The sequence below is a fragment of the Tsuneonella dongtanensis genome (assembly GCF_001698205.1).
GTDB lineage: Bacteria > Pseudomonadota > Alphaproteobacteria > Sphingomonadales > Sphingomonadaceae > Tsuneonella > Tsuneonella dongtanensis.
In genome coordinates this window covers 2,757,870-2,779,242 of the sequence record NZ_CP016591.1, presented here as the reverse complement: position 1 = coordinate 2,779,242, position 21,373 = coordinate 2,757,870, and the positions used below count along the sequence as shown (strand labels likewise).

Sequence of the window (21,373 nt, the reverse complement as noted above, 5' to 3'; positions counted from 1 at the left end):
ACGATGCGCCTTGGCCAAAGGCGGTGCGGCAATGACCGACACTGCCCTGATTGAAGCCGCCCGCACGTCCAAGGCCTGGCCGTTCGAAGAGGCGCGCAAGCTGCTCAAGCGTTATCCCGACGGTCGCCGCCCGGATGGCAACCCGGTCGTATTCGAGACCGGATACGGCCCGAGCGGTCTGCCGCATATCGGAACATTCCAAGAGGTCCTTCGCACGACGTTCGTGCGCCGCGCATTTGAAGCGCTGACCGGCGGGGCGCCCACCCGCCTGATCGCCTTCAGCGACGACATGGATGGCCTGCGCAAGGTTCCCGACAACATCCCCCACGCCGGACTCCTCGCCGACAACCTCGGCAAGCCGCTGAGCCGCATCCCCGATCCTTTCGACGCCGGCTACGACAGCTTCGCCGCGCACAACAACGCCATGCTGCGGCGTTTCCTCGACCGCTTCGGCTTCGACTATGAATTCATTTCATCGAGCGACATGTACAACAGCGGGGCATTCGACAACGCGCTGCGCCAGGTCCTGCGCTGCAACCAGGGCATCCTCGATATCATGCGGCCGACGCTCCGGGAGGAACGTCGAAAAACCTATTCGCCGATCCTTCCGGTCAGCCCGTCCACGGGCCGCGTGCTGCAGGTCCCAGTCGAGGTCGTCGATGCCGAGGCCGGCCTGATCCGCTTTACCGACGAAGACGGTCGCCAGGTGGAGCAGTCCGCGCTCGGCGGCCGGTCGAAGCTGCAATGGAAGGTCGACTGGGCGATGCGCTGGTACGCTCTCGGCGTCGACTACGAGATGTGCGGCAAGGACCTTACCGACAGCGTCACCCAGTCGGGCCGGATCGTTCAGCTTCTCGGCGGCCGCAAGCCGGAAGGCCTGATCTATGAGCTCTTCCTCGATGCCCACGGCGAGAAAATCTCGAAGTCGAAGGGCAACGGGCTGACGATCGAGGAATGGCTGACTTACGGAAGCGAGGAGAGCCTCGGCTTCTATATTTTCCCCAATCCCAAGAGCGCCAAGAGCCTGCACGCGGGCGTCATTCCGCGCGCGGTCGACGATTACTGGCAGTTCCGCGCAGCGCTCGGCGAGCAGCCGGTGGACAAGCAGCTGGGCAATCCCGTGTGGCACCTGCTCGGCGTCACCGATCCGGCGCGGGCGGGAGCGGGCGACGGCTTGCCGGTGACTTACGCGCTTCTGCTCAACCTGGTGGGCGTGCTTGGAGCAGGGGCCACGCGCGAACAGGTCTGGTCATACCTCGCCAATTACGTGGACGACGCGGATCCCGCGAAGCACCCCGCACTCGACAAGCTCGTCGGCACGGCGCTCGCATACAACCGCGATTTTGTTGCGCCCGGGCTGATGCGCGCCAAGCCCGCCGACAACGAAGCCGCGGCGCTGCGAGCGCTTGACGCGCAGTTGTCGGTTCTGGAACCGAACAGCTCGGCAGAAGATTTGCAGACGATGGTCTACGAGATCGGCAAGCGCGAGGAATTCGGGTTTGCGAACCTGCGCGACTGGTTTCAGGCGCTTTACAGGACGTTGCTGGGCAGCGACCAGGGGCCGCGCATGGGCAGTTTCATCGCGCTCTACGGGATTGCCAACACCCGGCGCCTGATTGCAGAGGCGCTCGAGAGGTGAACCGACGCGCCGCCGATCCCGAGCGGCTCGCACGCGACCTCCTAGGGCGTGAGCTCGCCGAGCTGGATACGGAGGAGCAGGAGGTCATCCAGCGCGTCGCCGCGGGGTGCTATCTCGGCATCGACGCCGCCGAAGCCCAGCAGCTCGAGGCGTCTTTCGGTGACCGCATGGCCGACCGGGTGGCGGCAATCGGCGGCAGCTGGGGCTTCATCGCGGCGTTCATGCTCATCATGGCGGCGTGGATGGCGGCCAACGTTTCGCATTTCATGGGGGTGGATTTCGATCCTTTCCCCTTCATCCTCCTGAACCTGACGCTGTCGACGGTGGCGGCGTTGCAGGCGCCGATCATCCTGATGAGCCAGAACCGCCAGTCGAAGAAGGACCGCATCACCGCGCGTCACGACTACGAGGTAAACTTGCGCACCCAGCTCGAGATCGTGCGCCTGTCGCGCAAGCTTGACCGGATGATGCATGTCGCCATCCGCGAAGCGAAGAAAGCCGAGGAGACGATCGACGACGTCGTCGACGCGGTACGGAACGGCAAATAGGATCCGCTATTTCCAGCGGCGGGTCCGATACCACTTCGTCAGAACGTATTTCACCCCTTCGACGACCGGAGTACCGGCGTGCAGGGTGTTCTCGTTCGGACTGCCGTCGGGCAGGGCGTTGTTCCAGACAAGTAGCACGCCGGGCTTGGGCTCGATCTTCGCCCCGACCTCGACGAAATGGGTCTCGCCGCCTTTGTCGACCTTGTTAAGGAACGCCATCGCGGTCCAGGCGCGCTGTCCCCCGCGCTTGCGTTCGCCCTTCCAGTAATCCTGGTCGGTATAGAACCAGTCGTTGTGCGGCTTGAACTGCTGCCCCGGGAAATAGCGCTGCGCCTGAATCGATTCGCCGCATATCGGATTGATGCCGAGAAGGTCGTCGATCCTCCGGCTGATCGCCTTCACCAGCGGTTCGTTGGCATCAAGGTCGCCCGAATAGGACGTGCGGAATCCGGTCGAATAGTCCTGGTCGTAAAGCGAACTTGGCCGGGCGACCGTATCCGTCATGCGGACCATTCGCGCGCACTCCGAAGGGGAAAGGAAGTCGCCGATCGCGAAGATTTCCGCCTTGTCTGTCGGCACCTTGTAAACCCGCGGATCGCTCGAAAGCCGCTTGCGGACGGTTTCGCCCAGACGGCGCAGGGCATCCTTGTCGGGAATCATTTCGGTAGTCGCCATGGGTGTTTCCTAGCAATCGGCTTGCGGGGCGCAAACCCGTCGTTACAACCACCTGCACACGAATTTCGGGAGCACGGCGATGCAGGCTGAGCGGGGAACACGGTATTCGGGAGTGGCGATGCTGCTCCACTGGGTGATCGCGATCCTGGTGATCATGAACTGGCAGATCGCCGAGCGCGCAGAGGGGCTGGACGGGCCGCTGCGCGGCGAAGTCATGGGCTATCACAAGGCCTGGGGGATCACGATCCTGGTGCTTACGCTCGCGCGGCTGGCGTGGCGGCTTTCGCACAAGCCGCCGGCTCTTGCGAGCACCCTCAAGGCATGGGAGCGCGCTCTCGCAAGGACGACGCATACGATCTTCTACGTCCTCCTGATCGGGCTGCCGCTTGGCGGCTGGCTGGCGAACTCGCTCGCGGGACGACCGCTCAGCTATTTCGGCCTGTTCAATATTCCTGGGTTCCCGGTGGGAGAGAACAAGGAACTGGCCGGTGCCATCTTCGATGCGCACGCTGCGGGCGGCACCTTCCTGCTCTTGCTTATCGTGTTGCACGTTGCGGGCGCGCTCAAGCACACATTCTTCGACAAGGATGGCAACCTCTGGCGGATGCTGCCCTTCGGGACGCCGAAGGCCTGATCCGAGACGAAAAGGACCCCCGCCGGCGCAAGGCTGGCGGGGGTCCAGTTCTTCCGTGCGCGGGCCACTCAATCCCGCGCCGGAAAAGCTCACCAGAAGAAGTCGTAAATCACGTCGACCACTTCGCCGCTGTAGATGTCGACCAGCAGAGCGTCGTCGTAGTACCGCACCCAGCGATACGGGCCGTAGGCGGCGGGCAGGCGATACTGCCACGGATCGTTGATCCAGTACCGGCTGCCGAAGAACAGGCTGTCGAGGTGGAACCCGATGCTGATCCGGCTGTAGCGGTATCCGCTGTACGGCGCGTAATAGCGGCCGATGCGGTACAGGTGCCGGTTGGCGCTGCGATAGCTGTACCAGTTGTAGCGGTTGTCGCGGCGCCAGTCGTGGCTCCACCGGCGATAATCGCCCGAGTAATGGCGACCGTCGTGACGGCGCCCGTCGCGCCAGCTGTCGTTGCGCGTGCCGTCGCGGTAGCCGCTGCGGTACGCATCGCGCTGCTGGTAGCGATCCTGACGGCTGTCGACAGTGCGCCCGTCACGATAACCGTCGCGGTAGGAACCGTTGCGATCGCGGTTCGCGTAGGTGCGATTGCGCTCCCACTCACCCGAGTTCGCGCGGTCGCCCCGGCTCCAGGTGCGCGAGGTGTTGCGGCTCGCCGCTTCGGCCTGAGCGCGGCGCGCTTCTGCCTGGGCCTGGACCTGGGCGGCGCGCGCCTGGCCCCAGTCGTTGTTGGTGTTGTCGCGGCGGTTCCAGTCCCGGCCCGCCCGTTCGGTACCGGTCGCGCTCCGGCGATCGCCGCGGTTCCAGTCGCGGCCCGAGCGCTCGACACTCTGGCGCTGCGCCTGCGGCGGTTGCCAGGTGCGTTGCTGACGCGCTTCGGCCTGCCGCTCCGCACGCATCTGCGGGGCTGCCTGCACCTGCGGCCGCTGGCGTTCGGGACGCTGGCCAAAGGCGCGCTGCCGCGCTTCGCCCGCACGGGGTTCGGGGTTGTCGTTCTGGCCCTCGACGTTGCCGCGGCGCCCGGGGGCGTCGTCGGCAGCGGCAGGCGCGGCGAACGCGCCGACCGCCAGGGCAGCAGCGAGCGTCGATGCCCCGCACGAACGCAGGAAAGTCTTGAATGTCATCGGTTCACTCCGTCCAAGGAACCGCCCCACCACCTGCGGATCGTCATTAACGATTCGCTGACTAATTCAGGTTGGCTGTCGGATAACTGAATGAAACGATCGGCCCTTGGCCGTCGCGCGCCCGCGGTGCTATCGATTGCGCGCTGGGATCGAAGCAGCGTTCGTCCGGAGATGCCCGCCGCATGCAGTTCCGCTATTTCCGCCCGCGCGACGACGTCCGGTCCCTTGCCAGCAGCTATTACTCCGTGAACTTCGCCGATCCGGTGGCCGACATCATGCGCGCGGAGATCGCCAACGTCCGCTTCATTCTCAAAGGAACGGTGTCGACCGACCTCTCGGGCCAGCCGAGTGAATACGCCGCCGGCCAGACGCTTCTGTGCGGACCCACGCACCGGGCGAGCAACGTCACCTTCTCCGCCGGTGCCCGGGTCTTCGGCGCGGCGATCACGCCGCTCGGCTGGGCACGCCTGTTCGATGTGTCGGCCGATGACCTGGCGGATCGCATCGTGCCGCTGGAGGATCATCTGACCGGGGAGGGGCGCGACCTGCTCGATTCCGTCTTCTCGGCACACGACGACGAGGCCCGCGCGGTGGCCTGCGACGACCTGTTCGCCGCCGCCGCAGACATGGGCCGGCCGGTCCATCACGTGTTCCTCGATCGCGTGACCGCGTGGATCACCTCGCCCGATCACAACGAGCTGGTCGACCTGCTGGCGGAACTGCCCATGTCCGACCGGCAGATCATCCGCCTCAGCCGCAAGTACTTCGGCAGCGCGCCCAAGCTGCTCCACCGAAAGTTCCGCGCGCTCAATTCGGCCAACCGGCTGACCTGGCACGATCTCACCGACTGGCGCGACGTCGCCTCGACCAGCTATTCCGACCAGCCGCACTTCATCCGCGAGTTCAAGCAGTTCAACGGCCGGACCCCGGGCGAATTCATCAAGGGAACGCACATCCTGGTGCGCATGACCCTCCAGGAACGCCTCCAGATCGCGCACGATTCGCCGTTCAGCCTGATCGGTTGAGCGAAGGGGCGGGCACCCGTTTCGCCCGGCTCCTGTCACACCTGTCACACAGTCCAGGGAAAGAACTCCCGCCCGGGGCGAAACGGCGTCATCTGGCGCCGAGCCAGGCGCTTGAGACTTAGGGAATTGGAGATGCTGCATCGGACCCGCCTAACACGTTGTGGTCGCTGTAGGAAAACGCCCCGGCGCGCCGCGCGGGAACCGGACGGGTGGTTCGTCGGTCCTACTCTACAGACCCCCGCAGATCCCCCCGCGTCGGGCCCAGACTAGGAGTCGCACCATGAAGAAGATGCTCATCGCCCTCGCTCTTTCGAGCGGACTCGTCCTTTCGGCATGCAACACCGTTCGCGGTGCTGTGGACGATGTTGAATCGGTTGGCGATTGCGCTGACGGTCGGCCGGGCAACTGCTGATCGGCTGATCGAGAAGCCGGGTCGAACCGGCGGGAAACCGGCGGGTCGAGGGTTCAAGCCTCGGCCCGCCGTTTTCGTTTGACCTCAGGCCACCGGACAGGCCGCCCCGATCCTGCGGACCGCTTCGTGCGCCGAGGCGAGGGCGGCATCGCGGGCTTCGTCGCCGAGCGCGAGGCCTTCTGCGATCACGAAGCGCGGTTCGGTGATGCCGATGAAGGCGAGTGCGTCGGCAAGGTAACGCTCGGCGTGCTCGATGCTGCGCTGCGCGGTTCCCTCGCCGTAAAGCCCGCCGCGGGCGAGCGCGACGATGACGGTCTTGTCACCCGCAAGGCCCTCGGGACCGCTCTCGGTGTAACGGAAGGTTTCCCCCGCCACGAGCACGCGGTCGATCCAGGCCTTGAGCTGGCTCGGGATCGTGAAGTTGTACATCGGCGCGCCGATCACCACCACATCGGCCGCCTTGAATTCGCTCAGCGCCTGCGCCGACTGGGGGGTGGCAAAACCGGGAAGGGTAAGGTGGTCGAGTGGCTGCGCGACGAGATCGCGGTAGGTGACGCTCGCCGACGGATCGGCATCGGTCAGCTCGCGCACGATCGCGGCGCTGAGCGCGCGGCTGGCCGAGTTGTCGCCGGTGATGCTGGAATCGAGGTGGAGGATGTTCATGCCGGTCTGCTCCGTGAAAGGTGGTCAGAAATATTGACCAGCACCACATAAGTGACCACATTGGGCCCGCAAGAACGCAAATTTTCGTGACCAGGTCAGCTGCGTGTGACCTGCTCAAACCGGCGAGACCGCATGACCGAGAACCCGCACCCCCACGCCAACCCAGACTGCCGCGCGGTGAGCGAGTTGCTCAGCCGCGTCGGCGACAAGTGGACCGTGCTGCTGGTGAAGGCGCTGGTTGAACGGCCCCGCCGTTTCAACGAGCTCAAGCGCGAGATCGGCGGAATCAGCCAGCAGATGCTCACCCGCACCCTGCGCACCCTGGAACGCGACGGCATGGTGGAGCGCACCGTCCACCCCACCGTCCCGCCCTCGGTCGAATACGCGCTGACTGGCCTCGGCCATTCGCTCAGCGTGCCGGTGATGGCGCTGGCGGACTGGACGTTCGCACACCTGCCGCAGATTCATGCGAACCGGGCGGTGTATGACGGGGCTATGGGAGAGGCGGCTTGAAGTGTGTTTCCGGGGGTTTGCGGGCATTCCAATGACGTCGGTTGCCCTCGGGCCTTGAACCTAAAGCTGTTCGACGCGCTTCAACTCGGACGTGAGACGCTGCAAATCGAACGCGTGTTGCTCAAACTCGCCGCCGCGTTCGACCCAGAACAGGAAAAGGTGAGCAGACCATCCATTTGGGTTGGGGCGCGACCGACCGTGACGCAGATTTATTCCCCGATACAGCACTGCGTCGCCAGGCTGCATTTCTACTGACGAGAATGGTTCGTCGCCAAAATCGTCAGTGCAGGGTCCCTCTTCGGTCACACGCTCTGAGCCGACCTCGAGGGCCCATGGTTGGTTGTCGCTGTAGGCCAGAGTCAATGAGACGCTGTGCTCGCAGGAGGGCCGATCCGAATGGATTCGGCACACATCGCCCTTTTGATAAATCCGAAAATAGTCATAGCTTGGAAGAACATCGGCGCCGACGAGCTCGCCGATAATTGGCGTAAGGCCCCATAAGAAGGTTGTCAGAGGCCGATAGAAATGCCCCGATATGTCGACCGTCTGATTGATTGAAAGCTGGTGCGACTTGGCGAAGTTGGCGAATGATTGTCCTGCATTCGCGAGGTCAATCTGAATCTGCTTGAAGAGGTTCGTAGCGACCTCGGGGGGTATCAATCCCCTGATCGTCGCATACCCGTCTTTGCGATAATCGCCCTCGACCCGCATATTCTTCCTTAAATGGCCTTGGCGCCCTGCCAAAGGCTGGCCTTTTATGCTGATGTCTAGCGATCCAGCAAGACTTGCGTCAGCGCACGACAGATCACTTCTGTGCTTACCAAAGGCCACGATAGGGTCGCTAGCGGACGGTCCGCAGCGACCCCGAGCGATCACCTGGTCAACTTCTTGTACGCCAATCGCGTCGGCCGGTCAGCCGCGTCGCCCATCCGGCGCCGCTTGTCTTCCTCGTAAGCCTCGAAGTTACCCTCGAACCACTCGACGTGGCTGTCGCCCTCGAAGGCGAGGATGTGGGTGGCGAGGCGGTCGAGAAAGAAGCGGTCGTGGCTGATGACCACGGCGCAGCCGGCGAAGTTCTCGATCGCGTCTTCCAGCGCGGCGAGGGTCTCGACGTCGAGGTCGTTGGTCGGCTCGTCGAGCAGCAGCACGTTGCCGCCGGCCTTCAGCATCTTGGCCATGTGCACGCGGTTGCGTTCACCACCCGACAACTTGCCGACGTTCTTCTGCTGGTCCGCGCCCTTGAAGTTGAACGCGCCGACATAGGCACGCGTGCTCATGTCCTGGCCGTTGACCTTCATGTAGTCGAGCCCGTCGGAAATCTCTTCCCAGACGTTGTGCTTGGGGTTGAGGTGGTCGCGGCTCTGGTCGACGTAGCCGAGGTGGACGGTCGAACCGATCTCGATCGTGCCGCTGTCGGGCTGTTCCTTGCCGGTGATGATCTTGAACAGCGTCGACTTGCCCGCGCCGTTGGGGCCGATCACGCCGACGATGCCGCCCGGCGGCAGGGTGAACGACAGGTCCTCGAACAACAGCTTGTCGCCATAGGCCTTCGAGATGTTCTTCACCTCGATCACCTTGCCGCCGAGCCGCTCGGGCACCTGGATGACGATCTGCGCCTTGCCGACCTGGCGCTTGTCCTGCGCGTTCTGCAGTTCCTCGAACTTGCGGATACGCGCCTTCGACTTGGTCTGGCGCGCGGCGGGCGTCTGCCGGATCCACTCGAGCTCGCGCTGGAGCGCCTTCTGCTTGCCCGATTCCTCGCGGCTTTCCTGCTCGAGCCGCTTGGCCTTCTTCTCGAGGTAGGTCGAATAGTTGCCCTCGTACGGGTAGTAGCTGCCCCGGTCGAGTTCGAGGATCCAGCCGACCACGTTGTCGAGGAAGTAGCGGTCGTGGGTGATCATCAGCACCGCGCCGGCGTATTCCTTGAGGTGATTTTCCAGCCACTGGACGCTCTCGGCGTCGAGGTGGTTGGTCGGTTCGTCGAGCAGCAGGATGCTGGGCTTCTGGATGAGCAGGCGGGTGAGCGCCACGCGGCGCTTCTCACCGCCCGACAGGTCCTTCACCGACCAGTCGCCCGGCGGGCAGCGCAGGGCCTCCATCGCCACTTCCAGCTGGTTGTCGAGCGTCCAGCCGTCGACCGCGTCGATCTTGTCCTGCAGCTCGGCCATCTCGGCGCCCAGCTTGTCAAAATCGGCGTCGGGTTCGGCCATTTCCATGCCGATCGCGTTGAAGCGCTCGACCATGTCGGCGGTCGCGCGCGCGCCGTCCTTGACGTTCTCGAGCACCGTCTTGCTCTCGTCGAGCTCGGGCTCCTGTTCCAGATAGCCGACGGTGATGTTCTCGCCCGGCCAGGCCTCGCCGGTGAAGTCCTTGTCGATGCCCGCCATGATCTTGATGAGCGTCGACTTGCCCGCGCCGTTGGGGCCGACGATGCCGATCTTGGCGCCTTGGTAGAACTGCAGGTTGATGTTCGACAGCACCGGCTTCTGCGCGCCGGGGAAAGTCTTCGTCATGTCCTTCATGACGTATGCGTACTGGGCGGCCATCGGGCGTGTCCTTCGGGTGGTCGTAAGTGTCTGGAGTTGGCGGCCAGATAGGGGGTGAGCGGCGAGGGGGCAAGCGCGTTGCGGAGCGGGCACGGCGAAGGGCCTGCGCTATTATGGTGCAAGTGCGAAGAAAAGCGCGTAGGGCGCGCGCCATGCCCTATTCCAGCCTCCCCCCGGCGCTCGCCGATGCGCTGCGCGCGCGCGGCTATGCCGAGCCCACTCCCGTCCAGGCCGCGGTCATCGCGCCCGATGCCGCGGGCCGCGATCTCGTCGTTTCGGCGCAGACCGGCTCAGGCAAGACGGTCGCCTTCGGCCTTGCCATGGCGGACCAGCTTCTCGGCCCCGCCGGACTTGCCGAGCCGTCCGAACAGCCGCTCGCGCTGGTCGTCGCGCCGACCCGGGAGCTTGCCCTTCAGGTGAGCCGCGAGCTCGTCTGGCTTTACGGCCAGGCGGGGCTGCGCGTCGCCACCTGCGTCGGCGGCATGGATCCGTCGAAGGAGCGCCGCGCGCTTCGTGCCGGCCCGCAGGTCGTCGTCGGCACGCCGGGACGCCTTCGCGACCATCTCGAACGCGGCGCGCTCGACCTCGGCGCCTTGCGCGCGGTGGTGCTCGACGAGGCCGACGAGATGCTCGACATGGGCTTTCGCGAGGACCTCGAGGAACTGCTCGACGGCACGCCCGACACGCGCCGCACGCTGCTGTTTTCGGCCACCATCCCCCCGCCGATCGCGCGGCTGGCGCAATCCTACACCCGCGATCCGCTGCGCATCTCGACCGTCGGCGACGACCGCGGGCATGGCGACATCGCCTACCAGGCGGTCACCGTCGGCCCGGCCGAGATCGGCCACGCTGTGGTCAACCTGCTCCGCTTCCACGAGGCGGAGACGGCGATGCTGTTCTGCGCCACGCGCGAGAACGTGCGCCGACTGCACGCCATCCTGCAGGAACGCGGCTTCGCCGTCGTGGCGCTGTCGGGCGAGCATTCGCAATCCGAACGCAACCAGGCGCTGCAGGCGCTGCGCGATCGCCGCGCGCGGGTCTGCGTCGCGACCGACGTCGCGGCGCGCGGGATCGACCTGCCGACGCTCAGCCTCGTGATCCACGTCGAGCTGCCGCGCGACGCCGAGACGTTGCAGCACCGATCCGGCCGCACGGGACGCGCGGGCAAAAAGGGCACCGCAGTCCTCATCGTGCCTTACAACCGCCGCCGGCGGGTCGAATCGATGCTTCGCGGCGCCAAGATCGAGGCCGAGTGGATCGCCGCCCCGACCGCCGAGGCGATCCGCCGCAACGACCGCCAGCGCCTGCTCGACGCGCTGCTCGCGCCGGCCGAGTTCGACGACGAGGACCGCGCGCTTGCCGCCGAGCTGCTCTCCCGGCGCAGCGCCGAGGACATTGCCGCCGCGCTCGTCCGCTCGCACCGCGCGGCGATGCCCGCGGTCGAGGAACTGGCAGAGAATACCCCCGAAGCGCGGGAGGCCGATCGCCAGCAGCGCCACCGCGCCGGTTTCGAGGATGTCGTCTGGTTCCGCATGGACGTCGGGCGGCGGCAGAATGCCGACCCGCGCTGGATCCTGCCACTGCTGTGCCGCCGCGGGCACATCACCCGCAACGAGGTCGGCGCGATCCGCATCGGGCCGAACGAAACCCACTTCCAGATCCCGCGCACGATAGCCGACCGCTTCGCCTCCACGGTCGCCCGTACTGCGGGCAGCGAAGACGGCGGCGACGTGGCGATCGAGCTTGCACCGGACTCCCCGCGCGAGGTCGCCCGCGAACGCCGCAAGGGCAACGACGTACGCCCGCGTCCGGTGGGGCAGGGCGCAACCGGCAAGAAGCCGTGGCCGAAGAAGCCGCATCGCAAAGGGCCGAGGAAGTAGCGAGATCGAGTGGCCGTCGCCGCGGCCGCCATTCGCTTTCGCTCGGGAGTTTCCGGCCAAAACCATCCCCCGGATGGTTTTGCGCTCCGGAAACTGGTCGGGGAGACAGGATTGGCTGCGCCGATCATGTCTCTCTCACTCCCAACCGTCCTGCGGCCGGTTGGTCGGGGAGACAGGATTCGAACCTGCGACATCCTGCTCCCAAAGCAGATATTTTTCGCTTAATGACAAATGCTTATGGGTAAAACACTGCCCTTTTCGCATGGCGTGGCCGTAGGCTTGAAGGACCGGGGGTAAAATGGGGGTAGCGTTTGCGACGATTTTTGCCGCTCTGCCCATTGAGCAACGTGTATTGGAGGCAAATCAGTGGGATGGATGTAAAACACCCGAAATTTCGCTCCAATCTGCTCAATGGCTTAGCCTAAAGCTGTAAAACAAATTCCGGCATAACTAGCCGGCGAATGGGCCTTGGCCCGGTCCTCTTTCGTACACATAAACTTGCTCGCAGGACCTTCCGCATCCTTCTGAATTACAGTTCCAGATAGCCTCTCTGAGATGGGTCGTACCGGTCGCAAATCTGCCTCGGCCGTCGGCTCGAGACCCTCTCCTGGATTTCAAGCAAAGTCGGTTACGGCGCCTTTTCCGCAAATGGATTTGATAGGCCCGTGGCGGGTTGGTCGAGAGCTTGTAAACCTGTGAGGAAGCTCAGCCCTGGGCGAAGCTCATGCCAGCCATTCACCTTGGGGCATGCAATGAAAAGCGGACTGGGACACACCTCCTTGATGGGCTGCGCTAGATCTGATGCGAAAATTGAGAACCGCGGGGCACGTCCATCGTGCCCCAGTTCCATCTGCTCGTTGGTGAGGCACTCAATGTCGCTGGATGAATGGTAACGCAGCAAGCCTGCTGCATCGAACAGGTTAATGCCAAGCAATCGAGCTGCTCCCGCTCGCACGTTAGCCTCGCTACCGTAGAGCTTCGCATTGAAATCCATCTCGTCTTCTGGGGCGCCTTGATACCCCCAGTTACTCAAGTCGCATGCTAGCCGGACAAGGGCCTCGGTGCGGAGCCGTGGAAGCCACGGCCGCAACACCTTCGGTTCTATGCCATGATCTGCGGCTGTCGATAAAACCAGCACGTTGATCGCCCCGCTGATGTCGAGTTTTGCGAGATGTCCTGAGAGGCCATGCCACCCCACAAGCGATGCAAACTCTGCCACAACGCTCGAGGGCCGATTGATCATACGCTCGAGCTGAGAGCTGTTGACAGACGTCTGAATCGCAGAAAATTCGCTGCTCATTTTCAATCCTAAAATGTCGATTGGAACCACTTCCTTGGCATCCGTCAAAATGCACTCAACGAGCGTGCAGGTGGAATACGGAAGTGAGCTCATTGTACTGAAACTGGTAGATTTTGTCAATCAAAATCGGATTGGTAACGGGCTATTTCGGGTGGAAGAAGTTATGGATCAACTGCTCCACCGGACAATTCTTCCGGAAACTACTTCTGGTAATAAAGTTGAACTTTGGGGCCGTCCCCCGCGAGGCACGCATCTGATTTTGTAAGGACGAACATTACGTAACCACGCTGCATCACTGCGGATCCGGCGCCTAAGTGTCAATTCCGAGTGCCCGTTGAGCCCAGTCGCTCTGCGTGCTTGCTCCAGCGTCCGATAATGGGCCGGTTGCAGACAGTCCGCTATCAGTAGCCAAGATTCTGAAAGCGGCCGGTCAGGAATCGCCCCCATTGCAGACCTTCCCAAGCTGGCTTCCGGTGGTGGTTTTGCGCCTCAACAAAGGTCGTTCGACACACCTGAGAGGCGGAGCGAACGCTGACGTCTTTTCAAGATCAAACGTTCGGCTCTCTTCTGTCCAAATTTGGGGAGGAGCAGAGGCTGCAAATATTTCCGCAGCCGACGGTCGCGCTTGTCGTTTTCAAGCCGCATGGGGCCGGAGCGATGCGAATGTAGGAAATTTTTCAGATTGCGCTTTGATCGACTTTGCTCCGCTCTTCAGCGTCTCGGGCCAAAGCCATCAAGCGCAGCGGCGCGTGAACAAATTTGCCGATGGGCAAGATGACGAGAAACGCTGCGACGCTACCGAGGTGGAGGACCACCATCGATGTCAGCATCGCGCCGTCTGCCGACCCGCGAAGTGCCAACCCGGTCACTGCAACTGTCAGGAGCAGAAGAAGCGTGACATGGTCGATGGCGTTCATGCCTTGCGATGTTGGTTCCGACATTTCCACTCGCTTGAGCCACAGCAGACCTACTGTGCCAGCAATGATCGCGAGCCCTCCGACAGTACCCAAGACGCCCGGCGCGCTCAGCAAAGGGTACGGAGCCTGCCAGCCGAGAAAATGATCATAGTAGGCGCCGACCGATGTCGCGGCGAAACATGCCGTGAAGCCCCCGGCCATTAGGTGGTGAAGCACGCGGCGGCGCTGGCCGAAAGTTTCGTCGGCATCGTTGCAGCCCACTCCGCCCCCACCAAGATTGCGCAAAGTCGCGGCGTCGCGCACAGCTGACAGCCAGTTGGCGGGAGACGGCCGGGTGAGGTTGGCCGTGCTTACAAGCATGCGATAGCGCCAAACCGCAGCCAGCAATCCGATGGCCGATGCCGTTGCGACGATCATCCCGAACGAAATCATCGCATCGCGCCCTAGAACGGCGTAAAAACCTCGCCCGCTCACATCTCCACCGAATATCCGCCGCAGTGCTTCGGTCGCCGCGACAGCCAGACACGATACCAACAGGGCGAAGATGTATGGGCGCGCGAATGCGAACGCCGGTGCGGGCGAACTAGTTCGATAACTGTCGAGCCGCACCTCGGCGAACGTCCGCGGTGCGTTGATCGCAAACTCGTGCGGCGGTGCGTATTGGCAAGCGTGGAAGCAATCGCGACAGCCGTGGCAGAGATTGGCGAGATGAATGATGTCGGCGTCCAAAAAGGCGCGCCGCCTGGTCATCGCTGGAAAGACCGCGCAATACCCCTCGCAATAGCGGCAGGCATTGCAGATCTGCAGCGTGCGACGCGCTTCCTCGAGGGCTTCAGTACCCCTCGCGCCGGTCATTGCCACGAGATCAGGCTGCGTCATGACCCGCGGCCTCCCTGCCAGCGATCATACCGAACACGCTGCCGATCGCCATACCGAACCCCGCCAGATAGCCTTGCCCCAGTATCGAACCCGCCATGATCTCGCCCGCCGCGTAAAGATTGGCGATCGGCGCTCCGTCCGCTGTCTGCACGCGCGCCTGTGCATCGACCTGCACACCCAGGTAGGTGAAGGTGATGCCCGGACGAAGCGGGTAGGCGACGAAGGGCGGCTCCATTATCGGGCGCGCCCAATTGCTTTTCGGCGGTGACAGACCAGTGGTAGCGCAGCCGTCGAGCTGGGACGGATCGAAGCCGCTCTCCGGGCACGCATCGTTGAATGCGGCTACCGTTCGTTCGAGAGACCTGTCGGGAAGCCCGAGAGCCGCAGCGAGTTCCGCAATGGTCCCGGCGGTGATCGGGGGATAGCACGAAGGCATGAACAGCTTGGTCGCGGGTGTATCGCAAATGGCGTAGGCAACCTGCCCCGGTTGCTGCGCGATCAGCCGTCCCCAAATCGCATAACGCTTGGGCCAGATATCCTCGCCCTCGTCGTAGAACCGTTCTCCATCCCGGTTGACCGTGAGCGAATAAGGTATCGCATCGAGCCGCGTGACGATGCCCCCGTCGAATCGTGGCGCGCGGGCGTCCACCGCGACTGCATGGCACTGTGCCGGATCGCCCACCGATGCCACGCCCTGGTTGAGGAGGTCGCGCAGGACGGTTCCGGTCGCAAACGGTGTGCCTCGGATGGTAAAGTTGGCGGCCGCCGGACCCCATGCTTCGGCCAGCCACTCGAGGTTCGCCTGAAAGCCGCCTGACGCTGCGATGACCGCCGACGGGTATGCGACTTTCGCGGCTTCGCCAGAACGCCAATGCACTTCGGCGACGCGGCCGTCGCGAATGTCTAGGTGCTCGACAGACGCCTCGTAGCACACGGCAATTCCCAGTGCTTCCGCCCGGGCGTAAAGCGCGTTCACCAGCGCCTTGCCGCCGCCGAGAAAGAACGCATTCGTGCGCGCGAGATTGAGTGTGCCCGACAGCGCGTCCTGGAAACGGACCCCGTTTCGCGAAAGGAATTCGAAGGCCTCTTCACTCCTCTCAATTACGAGAGTGGCGAGCTTGCTGTCGGTCCTGCCTGCGGTCACACGCAACAGATCGTCCAGATATTCCGCTGATACGTAGCTTTCGACGAGCGGCGCCAGCGGTTCCCGGTGCATGACCCTGAGATTGCGGGTATGGCGGGAATTACCGCCGCGCATATGGCGCGGTGCTGCCTCTAGGACGGTTACGTCGGCGCCGGCCTCGCGCGCTGTGATAGCGGCGCACAGCGCGGCGTTCCCGCCGCCGATGACGACAACCTCAGCGGGCAACGACAGGATCAAGCCCGGTCGCCGCCACCTGCTTCGACACACGTGGCGAGGTCAGGAACGCGAACAGTTTGTCGCTATATGGATTGCGTGCACCTGCCTCAGTCTTCGCGGCGCTGAAAGTCGTGATCTTCTGGTACGCACCGGGTATCGGCCCGACGACCGTGATCCCTGGAATGGGTAGCAGTTCGCTCATTTGCTGAAATCCAATCGCGACTTCACCGCGCGCAACAACCGATCCGACGCGCTCGCTCAGAATCCGCTTGGACTTGGGGAGTAGCTGGTCGGCCAAGCCCAGCCGGGGCCAAAGGTCGGTAGACAGGTATGTGCCGCTGGCGCTGGCCGAATAGCCTATGGACGGTGCCGACAAGAGAACCTGGTTGAACTTCTCCGCGGTGGAAATATCCGGCACCGGAGCCCCCTTCCGCACCGCCATGCCGATGACAGAGCGAACAAGATCGCGGCTCGATCCCACCTGTACAAGATTGTCGCGCTCCAGCGCTGCCAGACCCTCGCGCGACAGGATGACGACGTCGGCGCGCTCGCCGCGCTTGAGGCGTTCCGGGATCGAATCGCTCGCTCCTCCGGACGAACTGCCTTTCACGATGACAACGTCTCGCCCGATCTGGCGCTCATACTGTGGCTCGAGCCGGTCCATCGCCTCTGCGAACCCACCCGACGTCATTACCACCAGCGCCGACTTCTCCGTTGGAGCACTGTCGGCTGAATGCGTTGCGCACCCGCTCAGAAGGAACGCCAGGACAATGCCCAGGATGCAGTGCTGCTTCACTTCCGTCTCTCCTTGTGCAACGAAAAAGACGATAGAAGTCGGCCACCGGCAATCCGCCACATGACGCATGGCGGCGCCGCAAGTGGCGGGTCGTGGGGGAAGGATAGGTTGAGCGCCATTTCCGGCCGTCGATTCTTGACTGCGCTGGCCATGATGCTGGCGATGCTTCTTGGCGCGCCGGGGCTTCTCGCGCAGGACCGCATGCCTCAGCTCGAAATCGTAGTGCCGGGATCCCCCGGCGGCGGGTTCGACAAGAATGCGCAGGCCCTGGCCCGCGTGCTCAGATCCGAGGGGCTCGTCGACAAGATCGACATTCGATATTCGCCGGGCGCGGGTGGCCTCATCGCGCTGGCCCAGTTCGTGGGGGAACCTGCCCCTGATGTTCCGACGATCTTCATTGGAGGGACGACGATTCTGGGCGCGGCGGCGCAGAACCGGTCGGTCGTCTCGCTAGACGATCTCGCCCCGATCGCGCAACTCAACCGGATCGGTCTCATCATCGTTACCCGTCGCGACGGGCCGGTCGATTCGCTGGCCGAACTCTTGACTCTCATGCGCAACAAGACCGAGCGGATCGAATGGGTCGGCGGCTCGCCGGGGAGCAAGGACGAGATGCTCCTCATCGCGCTTGCCAAGAAGCTCGGGCTCCCGCGCGAACGGTTTACGTTCATTGGCAACCCCGGTGGTGGCGGTGTCGTGGGCGAGCGCCTTCTCGACGGGCATCACCTCGTCGCGGCCACGAGCTTCGAAGAGTTCGAAGCTTTTGCTAATCGAGACAAATTCCGGATTCTGGCGGTTTCATCGGCTACAGCGATTCCCGGAGTCGATGCGCCCACCTTGCGGGATGGCGGCATCGACCTTGCGATGGACGATTGGAAAGGCGTCTTTGCATCCCGCAAGGCCAGCCCCGACGAATTGGCGCAGTTGCGCGTCCTGGTCGCAGCCGCGCTGGCGAGCCCGGCTTGGCGCGCCGAACTCGTCCGGCATGGCTGGGCGGCGCCTGCACAGCCCGAAGCTTTTGCTCAGATCATCGAAGCCGGCAAACGTGAGGCAGAAGATCTTGCAAGCTATACGGTCCCCAATCGTCGATCCGACTCTGCAGTGCGGGAAATCCTCGACGGGCCTTGGCGCTACTTCCTCTATGCCATCAGCGTTGCGTTAGTGCTGATGTTGATCGCACTGTTCGAGGAACGGAAAGCGCGTCGCCGCAAACACGAAGTTTTGGCCAAGGAACAGGAACTCGAGGCGATCCGCGACCGGACGGCCGAACAAGCGTCAGGCGAACGAACCGAGATCTCTCGTCAGCTAGGGGAATGGGGTCTTTCGACGGCTGAAATCGATATTGCATGGATGATCCTGAAGGGCCTTCAGTTCAAGGAAATCGCCGGAGCGCGCGGTACCAGCGAGCGCACTGTGCGCCAGCAGGCCCAGACGATTTATGCCAAGTCAGGCATGGCAAATCGCACAGAGTTCGCCGCGCATTTCCTGGAAAGTTACAGGTTCTGAGCGCTTTATAAGCACCGATCCGTCACGTGACGGACGTCGCGCAACCAATCTTCCAGCCCGCTTAGTCCAATGACGGATTGGTGCATCGGTTCGCCCCGGACATCATCCCAATCGACGGCATCGCGCCAAATGCAAGGAGCGCGGGCCGCGACAACGATTGTGTTCATGGGAGAGGAACTCGATGCGCAAGACCGCATTCCACGGCGCTTTGCTCGCCACCGCCAGCACCATGCTGTACGCCGCGCCGGCCTTTGCTCAGCAGTCGGCCGATCCCGACACCGCGCAGGCTTCAGAACAGGTGGTCGGGGACGCCCAAAGCAATTCCGATGAACCCGGAATTGTTGTGACCGGCTCTCTCATCCGGAACAGGGATTTCAATTCGCCATCGCCGGTCGTGTCGTTGGGAGAGGAGCAACTTGAAACCTCCGCGGCGACGGTAGTGCAGGATGTCTTCAAAGGCCTGACAGCGAACGCCGGATCGCAGCAGAACAATGAGCAGAACGCGCTTCAAGGTGTGTCGCAATTCTCGTTGCGCGGCCTGGGCGTCGGCTCGACCCTTACGCTCATAAACGGTCGGCGCGCCGGCCTAGCGCCGGTGTCGGACGAAACCGGCCAATTGTTCACCGACGCAAACGCATTCCCGGTCAACGCCATCGAGCGCGTCGAAGTTCTGACTGACGGCGCCTCGGCGACTTACGGGTCCGAGGCCGTCGCCGGCGTGGTCAACATCATCACGCGCAAGAAATTTACCGGGCTCGAACTTACGGGTGACTATCGCGAGTCGATTATCAAGAGCTGGCAGGCCGGCCTCGCCTTCGGGCAAGAGTTCGATCGCGGCAATTTCACGTTCTTTGCCAACTATCGCGGCCAGACCGGTGCATTCCGCTCCGACATCGATCTCCTGCGTGAAGCCGATGCGATGAACACCATCGACAACGTACCTATCGGCGGCGTGTATAACTCCGGCACCGGTGCTCCCGGTCGATTCCGGCGCGCGGTAGCGACTGCGACAGGATTCGGCGTCGCTGGCAACACCCTCGCCGACCCCGATTGCGCGGCGGCGGGCGGAATATTGCGCGGAACGTCGTGCCGCTATCCCTTCATCGACCAGCGCCGCGCGATCGCGGCGGAGGATCGTCTCCAGTTCCTCGGCCAGTTCGACTACGAAATCACCGACAAGCTCACCACATTCGTGGAAGCCAGTTTTTCTCGCAACCAGATCACGGACAAGATTGGTGGCACCGTCCTCAATCGGACGACGTTCGCCGGTGGCTTTCTGGTCCCCGCGTCCCACCCATTCAACTACTTCGTCGCGAACGGAACGGGCATCCGCTACGCCGGTCCGACCGAGTTCGCCGCCAATCCAGCGTTGCAAGCCGTCGATGTCATATTCTTCGGACGACCGCTTGGTGCCGCATACGATGGCGACGCAGCGAAAGACTTGGTCACCACATTCCAGAACCAGCGTCTCGCAGTCGGTGCGACCTACGAACTGAGCGCCGACTGGACGATCGACACGAGCTACACCAATGCACGCAATAGCTACACGCGTTCGCAACCGTACGACTACGATACCGCGCTGTTCCAGACTGCACTGCTCAATGGGACCTTCAATCCGTTCGGCACGGCGATCACCCAGCCGACCTTGATCGGGAAAGACGGCAGATCCTTGGCAGGCAACACCGATGCCGAGATCAACGCTTTCTCGTTCACCATCAACGATGTCGGCCGCGTGACGCAGCAGGCGGCAGAGGCGATCATCAGCGGCCAGTTGCCGATTACCCTGCCAGGTGGAAGGGTCTCGCTCGCGGTAGGGGGACAGTGGCGCCAAGTCGCTTTCGAGAACACGCCCGACGGCCGTCGCCAATCGGGCAACAACGGACGTGACGAGGTTGAGCCGGCGATCCCGCTGACCAAGCAGACCGTCTATTCGGTGTTCGGCGAGATGGCGTTGCCCATCCTGGACCGCTTCAACATGCAGCTTGCCCTCCGTTACGAGGATTATGGTTCACGGGGCGGCAGCACGGTGGATCCCAAGGTGTCGGCGAAGCTCGACGTGACGGACTGGTTTTCCCTGCGCGGTAGCTACGGCACCTCCTTCCAAGCGCCCTCGATCCGGCAGATCGCCGGGGCGATCGGCAACGACAGCGTGACCGATCCGCTGCTCGGTGCTGCAGGCGGTTCGTTCAATGTGACCGTCATCACCCGTGGGTCTGACAATCTCACGCCTCAATCGGCATCGAACCTCAACCTCGGCGCGATCCTCAACACCGATTTCGGCCTGCGCGCCACGGTCGACTACTTCACCTACGACTACAAGGATCTGATCCTGCCCGGTGGCGATCCGCAATCCATCGTCAACGCGGTGCAGGCTGGCACCCTTCCCGCCAATCGGGTGGTGCGGGACGGGGCGGGTCAGCTACGGCAGGTGTTCACCGAATTCCTCAATCGTGGAAACGCCAAGGCGGCCGGGGTCGACTTTAACGCGATCTACCGACCAGGCTTTTGGCCGTGGGGCACGCTGGACCTGACCGCCCAGTCCACCATCATCACCAAGTTCCGGTCTGACCAGTTCGCCGGCCTCGACGGAAACGGAGACCTGAAAGGCAGCCGCAACTTTGCCAACGCGTTCGGATCGGTCCCCGACTTCAAGATGAATCTCGGCGCCAATCTGGAGGTGGGCAACCACGCGTTCAACGTGACTGGGCGGTACATCGGATCGTACACCGACGACCAGTCGAACCTTCCGATCAAGTCGAACACGGTGGTCGACGTGCGCTACACGCTGACCCTGCCGGGCTTTATCGGCGGCGACGAGACGAAGATTTCGATCGGAGCGATCAACCTGTTCGATGTTGATCCGCCGCGTATCCGGGATCGCCCGATCTACGACACCGAAGTGCACGATCCCAAGGGCCGACAGGTTTACGTCAGCCTAAAGCACAAGTTCTGA

At 63.3% G+C, this 21,373-nt stretch carries 18 protein-coding genes; 9 read left to right on the top strand and 9 right to left on the bottom strand.

From position 1 onward, the window contains the following. Window positions 1-31 precede the first annotated feature (31 nt). Window positions 32-1,639, top strand: a complete 1,608-nt coding sequence (locus A6F68_RS13505; RefSeq protein WP_067681203.1) for a lysine--tRNA ligase — start codon at window positions 32-34, stop codon at window positions 1,637-1,639. Beyond that, window positions 1,636-2,187, top strand: coding sequence for a DUF1003 domain-containing protein (locus tag A6F68_RS13500; protein ID WP_067681200.1), 552 nt, complete (start codon window positions 1,636-1,638; stop codon window positions 2,185-2,187). Before A6F68_RS13505 ends, A6F68_RS13500 begins: the two co-directional genes overlap by 4 nt. A 6-nt stretch (window positions 2,188-2,193) precedes the next feature. Here A6F68_RS13500 and A6F68_RS13495 read toward each other — a convergent pair whose 3' ends face one another. Beyond that, entirely contained in the window at window positions 2,194-2,862 is a 669-nt protein-coding gene (locus A6F68_RS13495; protein ID WP_067681197.1) for a prolyl hydroxylase family protein, read from the bottom strand. A 79-nt stretch (window positions 2,863-2,941) separates the two neighbouring features. On the opposite strand from A6F68_RS13495, the gene A6F68_RS13490 reads away from it, so the two are divergent. After that, entirely contained in the window at window positions 2,942-3,496 is a 555-nt protein-coding gene (locus A6F68_RS13490) for a cytochrome b (RefSeq protein ID WP_067681194.1), read from the top strand. 89 nt (window positions 3,497-3,585) lie between these two features. Here A6F68_RS13490 and A6F68_RS13485 read toward each other — a convergent pair whose 3' ends face one another. Further along, the gene (locus A6F68_RS13485; RefSeq protein ID WP_067681191.1) at window positions 3,586-4,623 is read right to left on the bottom strand and encodes an RcnB family protein; all 1,038 of its coding nucleotides are present in this window, start codon (window positions 4,621-4,623) and stop codon (window positions 3,586-3,588) included. Between the two features lie 182 nt (window positions 4,624-4,805). On the opposite strand from A6F68_RS13485, the gene A6F68_RS13480 reads away from it, so the two are divergent. Together A6F68_RS13480 and A6F68_RS15105 are read left to right on the top strand one after the other, a co-directional pair. Further along, the gene (locus A6F68_RS13480) at window positions 4,806-5,648 is read left to right on the top strand and encodes a helix-turn-helix domain-containing protein (protein WP_067681188.1); all 843 of its coding nucleotides are present in this window, start codon (window positions 4,806-4,808) and stop codon (window positions 5,646-5,648) included. Between the two features lie 280 nt (window positions 5,649-5,928). Next, entirely contained in the window at window positions 5,929-6,060 is a 132-nt protein-coding gene (locus A6F68_RS15105) for an entericidin EcnA/B family protein (protein WP_157096750.1), read from the top strand. An 84-nt stretch (window positions 6,061-6,144) separates the two neighbouring features. On the opposite strand, the gene A6F68_RS13475 is transcribed toward A6F68_RS15105, so the two are convergent. Next, window positions 6,145-6,723 carry an FMN-dependent NADH-azoreductase gene (locus A6F68_RS13475; protein ID WP_067681185.1) on the bottom strand — a complete coding sequence of 193 codons (579 nt, stop codon included), beginning with the start codon at window positions 6,721-6,723 and terminating at the stop codon, window positions 6,145-6,147. A gap of 132 nt (window positions 6,724-6,855) precedes the next feature. On the opposite strand from A6F68_RS13475, the gene A6F68_RS13470 reads away from it, so the two are divergent. Further along, window positions 6,856-7,236 carry a winged helix-turn-helix transcriptional regulator gene (locus tag A6F68_RS13470; RefSeq protein WP_067682702.1) on the top strand — a complete coding sequence of 127 codons (381 nt, stop codon included), beginning with the start codon at window positions 6,856-6,858 and terminating at the stop codon, window positions 7,234-7,236. Between the two features lie 60 nt (window positions 7,237-7,296). Here A6F68_RS13470 and A6F68_RS13465 read toward each other — a convergent pair whose 3' ends face one another. Further along, window positions 7,297-8,067, bottom strand: a complete 771-nt coding sequence (locus A6F68_RS13465; protein ID WP_232308156.1) for a phytanoyl-CoA dioxygenase family protein — start codon at window positions 8,065-8,067, stop codon at window positions 7,297-7,299. A 41-nt stretch (window positions 8,068-8,108) separates the two neighbouring features. Beyond that, a complete protein-coding gene (gene ettA, locus A6F68_RS13460; protein WP_067681179.1) occupies window positions 8,109-9,782 on the bottom strand; it encodes an energy-dependent translational throttle protein EttA in 1,674 nt (557 codons plus the stop codon). 152 nt (window positions 9,783-9,934) lie between these two features. Here ettA and A6F68_RS13455 point away from each other — a divergent pair, with 152 nt between their 5' ends. Further along, complete coding sequence (locus tag A6F68_RS13455; RefSeq protein ID WP_067681176.1) at window positions 9,935-11,662, top strand: DEAD/DEAH box helicase; 1,728 nt, start codon at window positions 9,935-9,937, stop codon at window positions 11,660-11,662. Window positions 11,663-12,290: 628 nt separating this feature from the next. On the opposite strand, the gene A6F68_RS13445 is transcribed toward A6F68_RS13455, so the two are convergent. The 4 genes from A6F68_RS13445 to A6F68_RS13430 all read right to left on the bottom strand — a co-directional run bounded on the left by A6F68_RS13445 (window position 12,291) and on the right by A6F68_RS13430 (window position 16,914). Next, the gene (locus A6F68_RS13445; protein ID WP_067681173.1) at window positions 12,291-13,055 is read right to left on the bottom strand and encodes a hypothetical protein; all 765 of its coding nucleotides are present in this window, start codon (window positions 13,053-13,055) and stop codon (window positions 12,291-12,293) included. A 584-nt stretch (window positions 13,056-13,639) separates the two neighbouring features. Continuing rightward, the gene (tcuB, locus tag A6F68_RS13440; RefSeq protein ID WP_084001842.1) at window positions 13,640-14,758 is read right to left on the bottom strand and encodes a tricarballylate utilization 4Fe-4S protein TcuB; all 1,119 of its coding nucleotides are present in this window, start codon (window positions 14,756-14,758) and stop codon (window positions 13,640-13,642) included. Further along, complete coding sequence (gene tcuA / locus A6F68_RS13435) at window positions 14,745-16,169, bottom strand: FAD-dependent tricarballylate dehydrogenase TcuA (protein ID WP_232308155.1); 1,425 nt, start codon at window positions 16,167-16,169, stop codon at window positions 14,745-14,747. Before tcuA ends, tcuB begins: the two co-directional genes overlap by 14 nt. Next, window positions 16,117-16,914: a substrate-binding domain-containing protein gene (locus A6F68_RS13430; RefSeq protein WP_198152616.1), complete on the bottom strand. Its 798-nt coding sequence runs from the start codon at window positions 16,912-16,914 to the stop codon at window positions 16,117-16,119. The genes tcuA and A6F68_RS13430 overlap by 53 nt, the downstream gene beginning before the upstream one ends. Window positions 16,915-17,022: 108 nt before the next feature. On the opposite strand from A6F68_RS13430, the gene A6F68_RS13425 reads away from it, so the two are divergent. Further along, a complete protein-coding gene (locus A6F68_RS13425) occupies window positions 17,023-18,420 on the top strand; it encodes a LuxR family transcriptional regulator (RefSeq protein WP_198152615.1) in 1,398 nt (465 codons plus the stop codon). Window positions 18,421-18,628: 208 nt separating this feature from the next. Continuing rightward, window positions 18,629-21,373, top strand: a complete 2,745-nt coding sequence (locus A6F68_RS13420; protein ID WP_198152614.1) for a TonB-dependent receptor plug domain-containing protein — start codon at window positions 18,629-18,631, stop codon at window positions 21,371-21,373.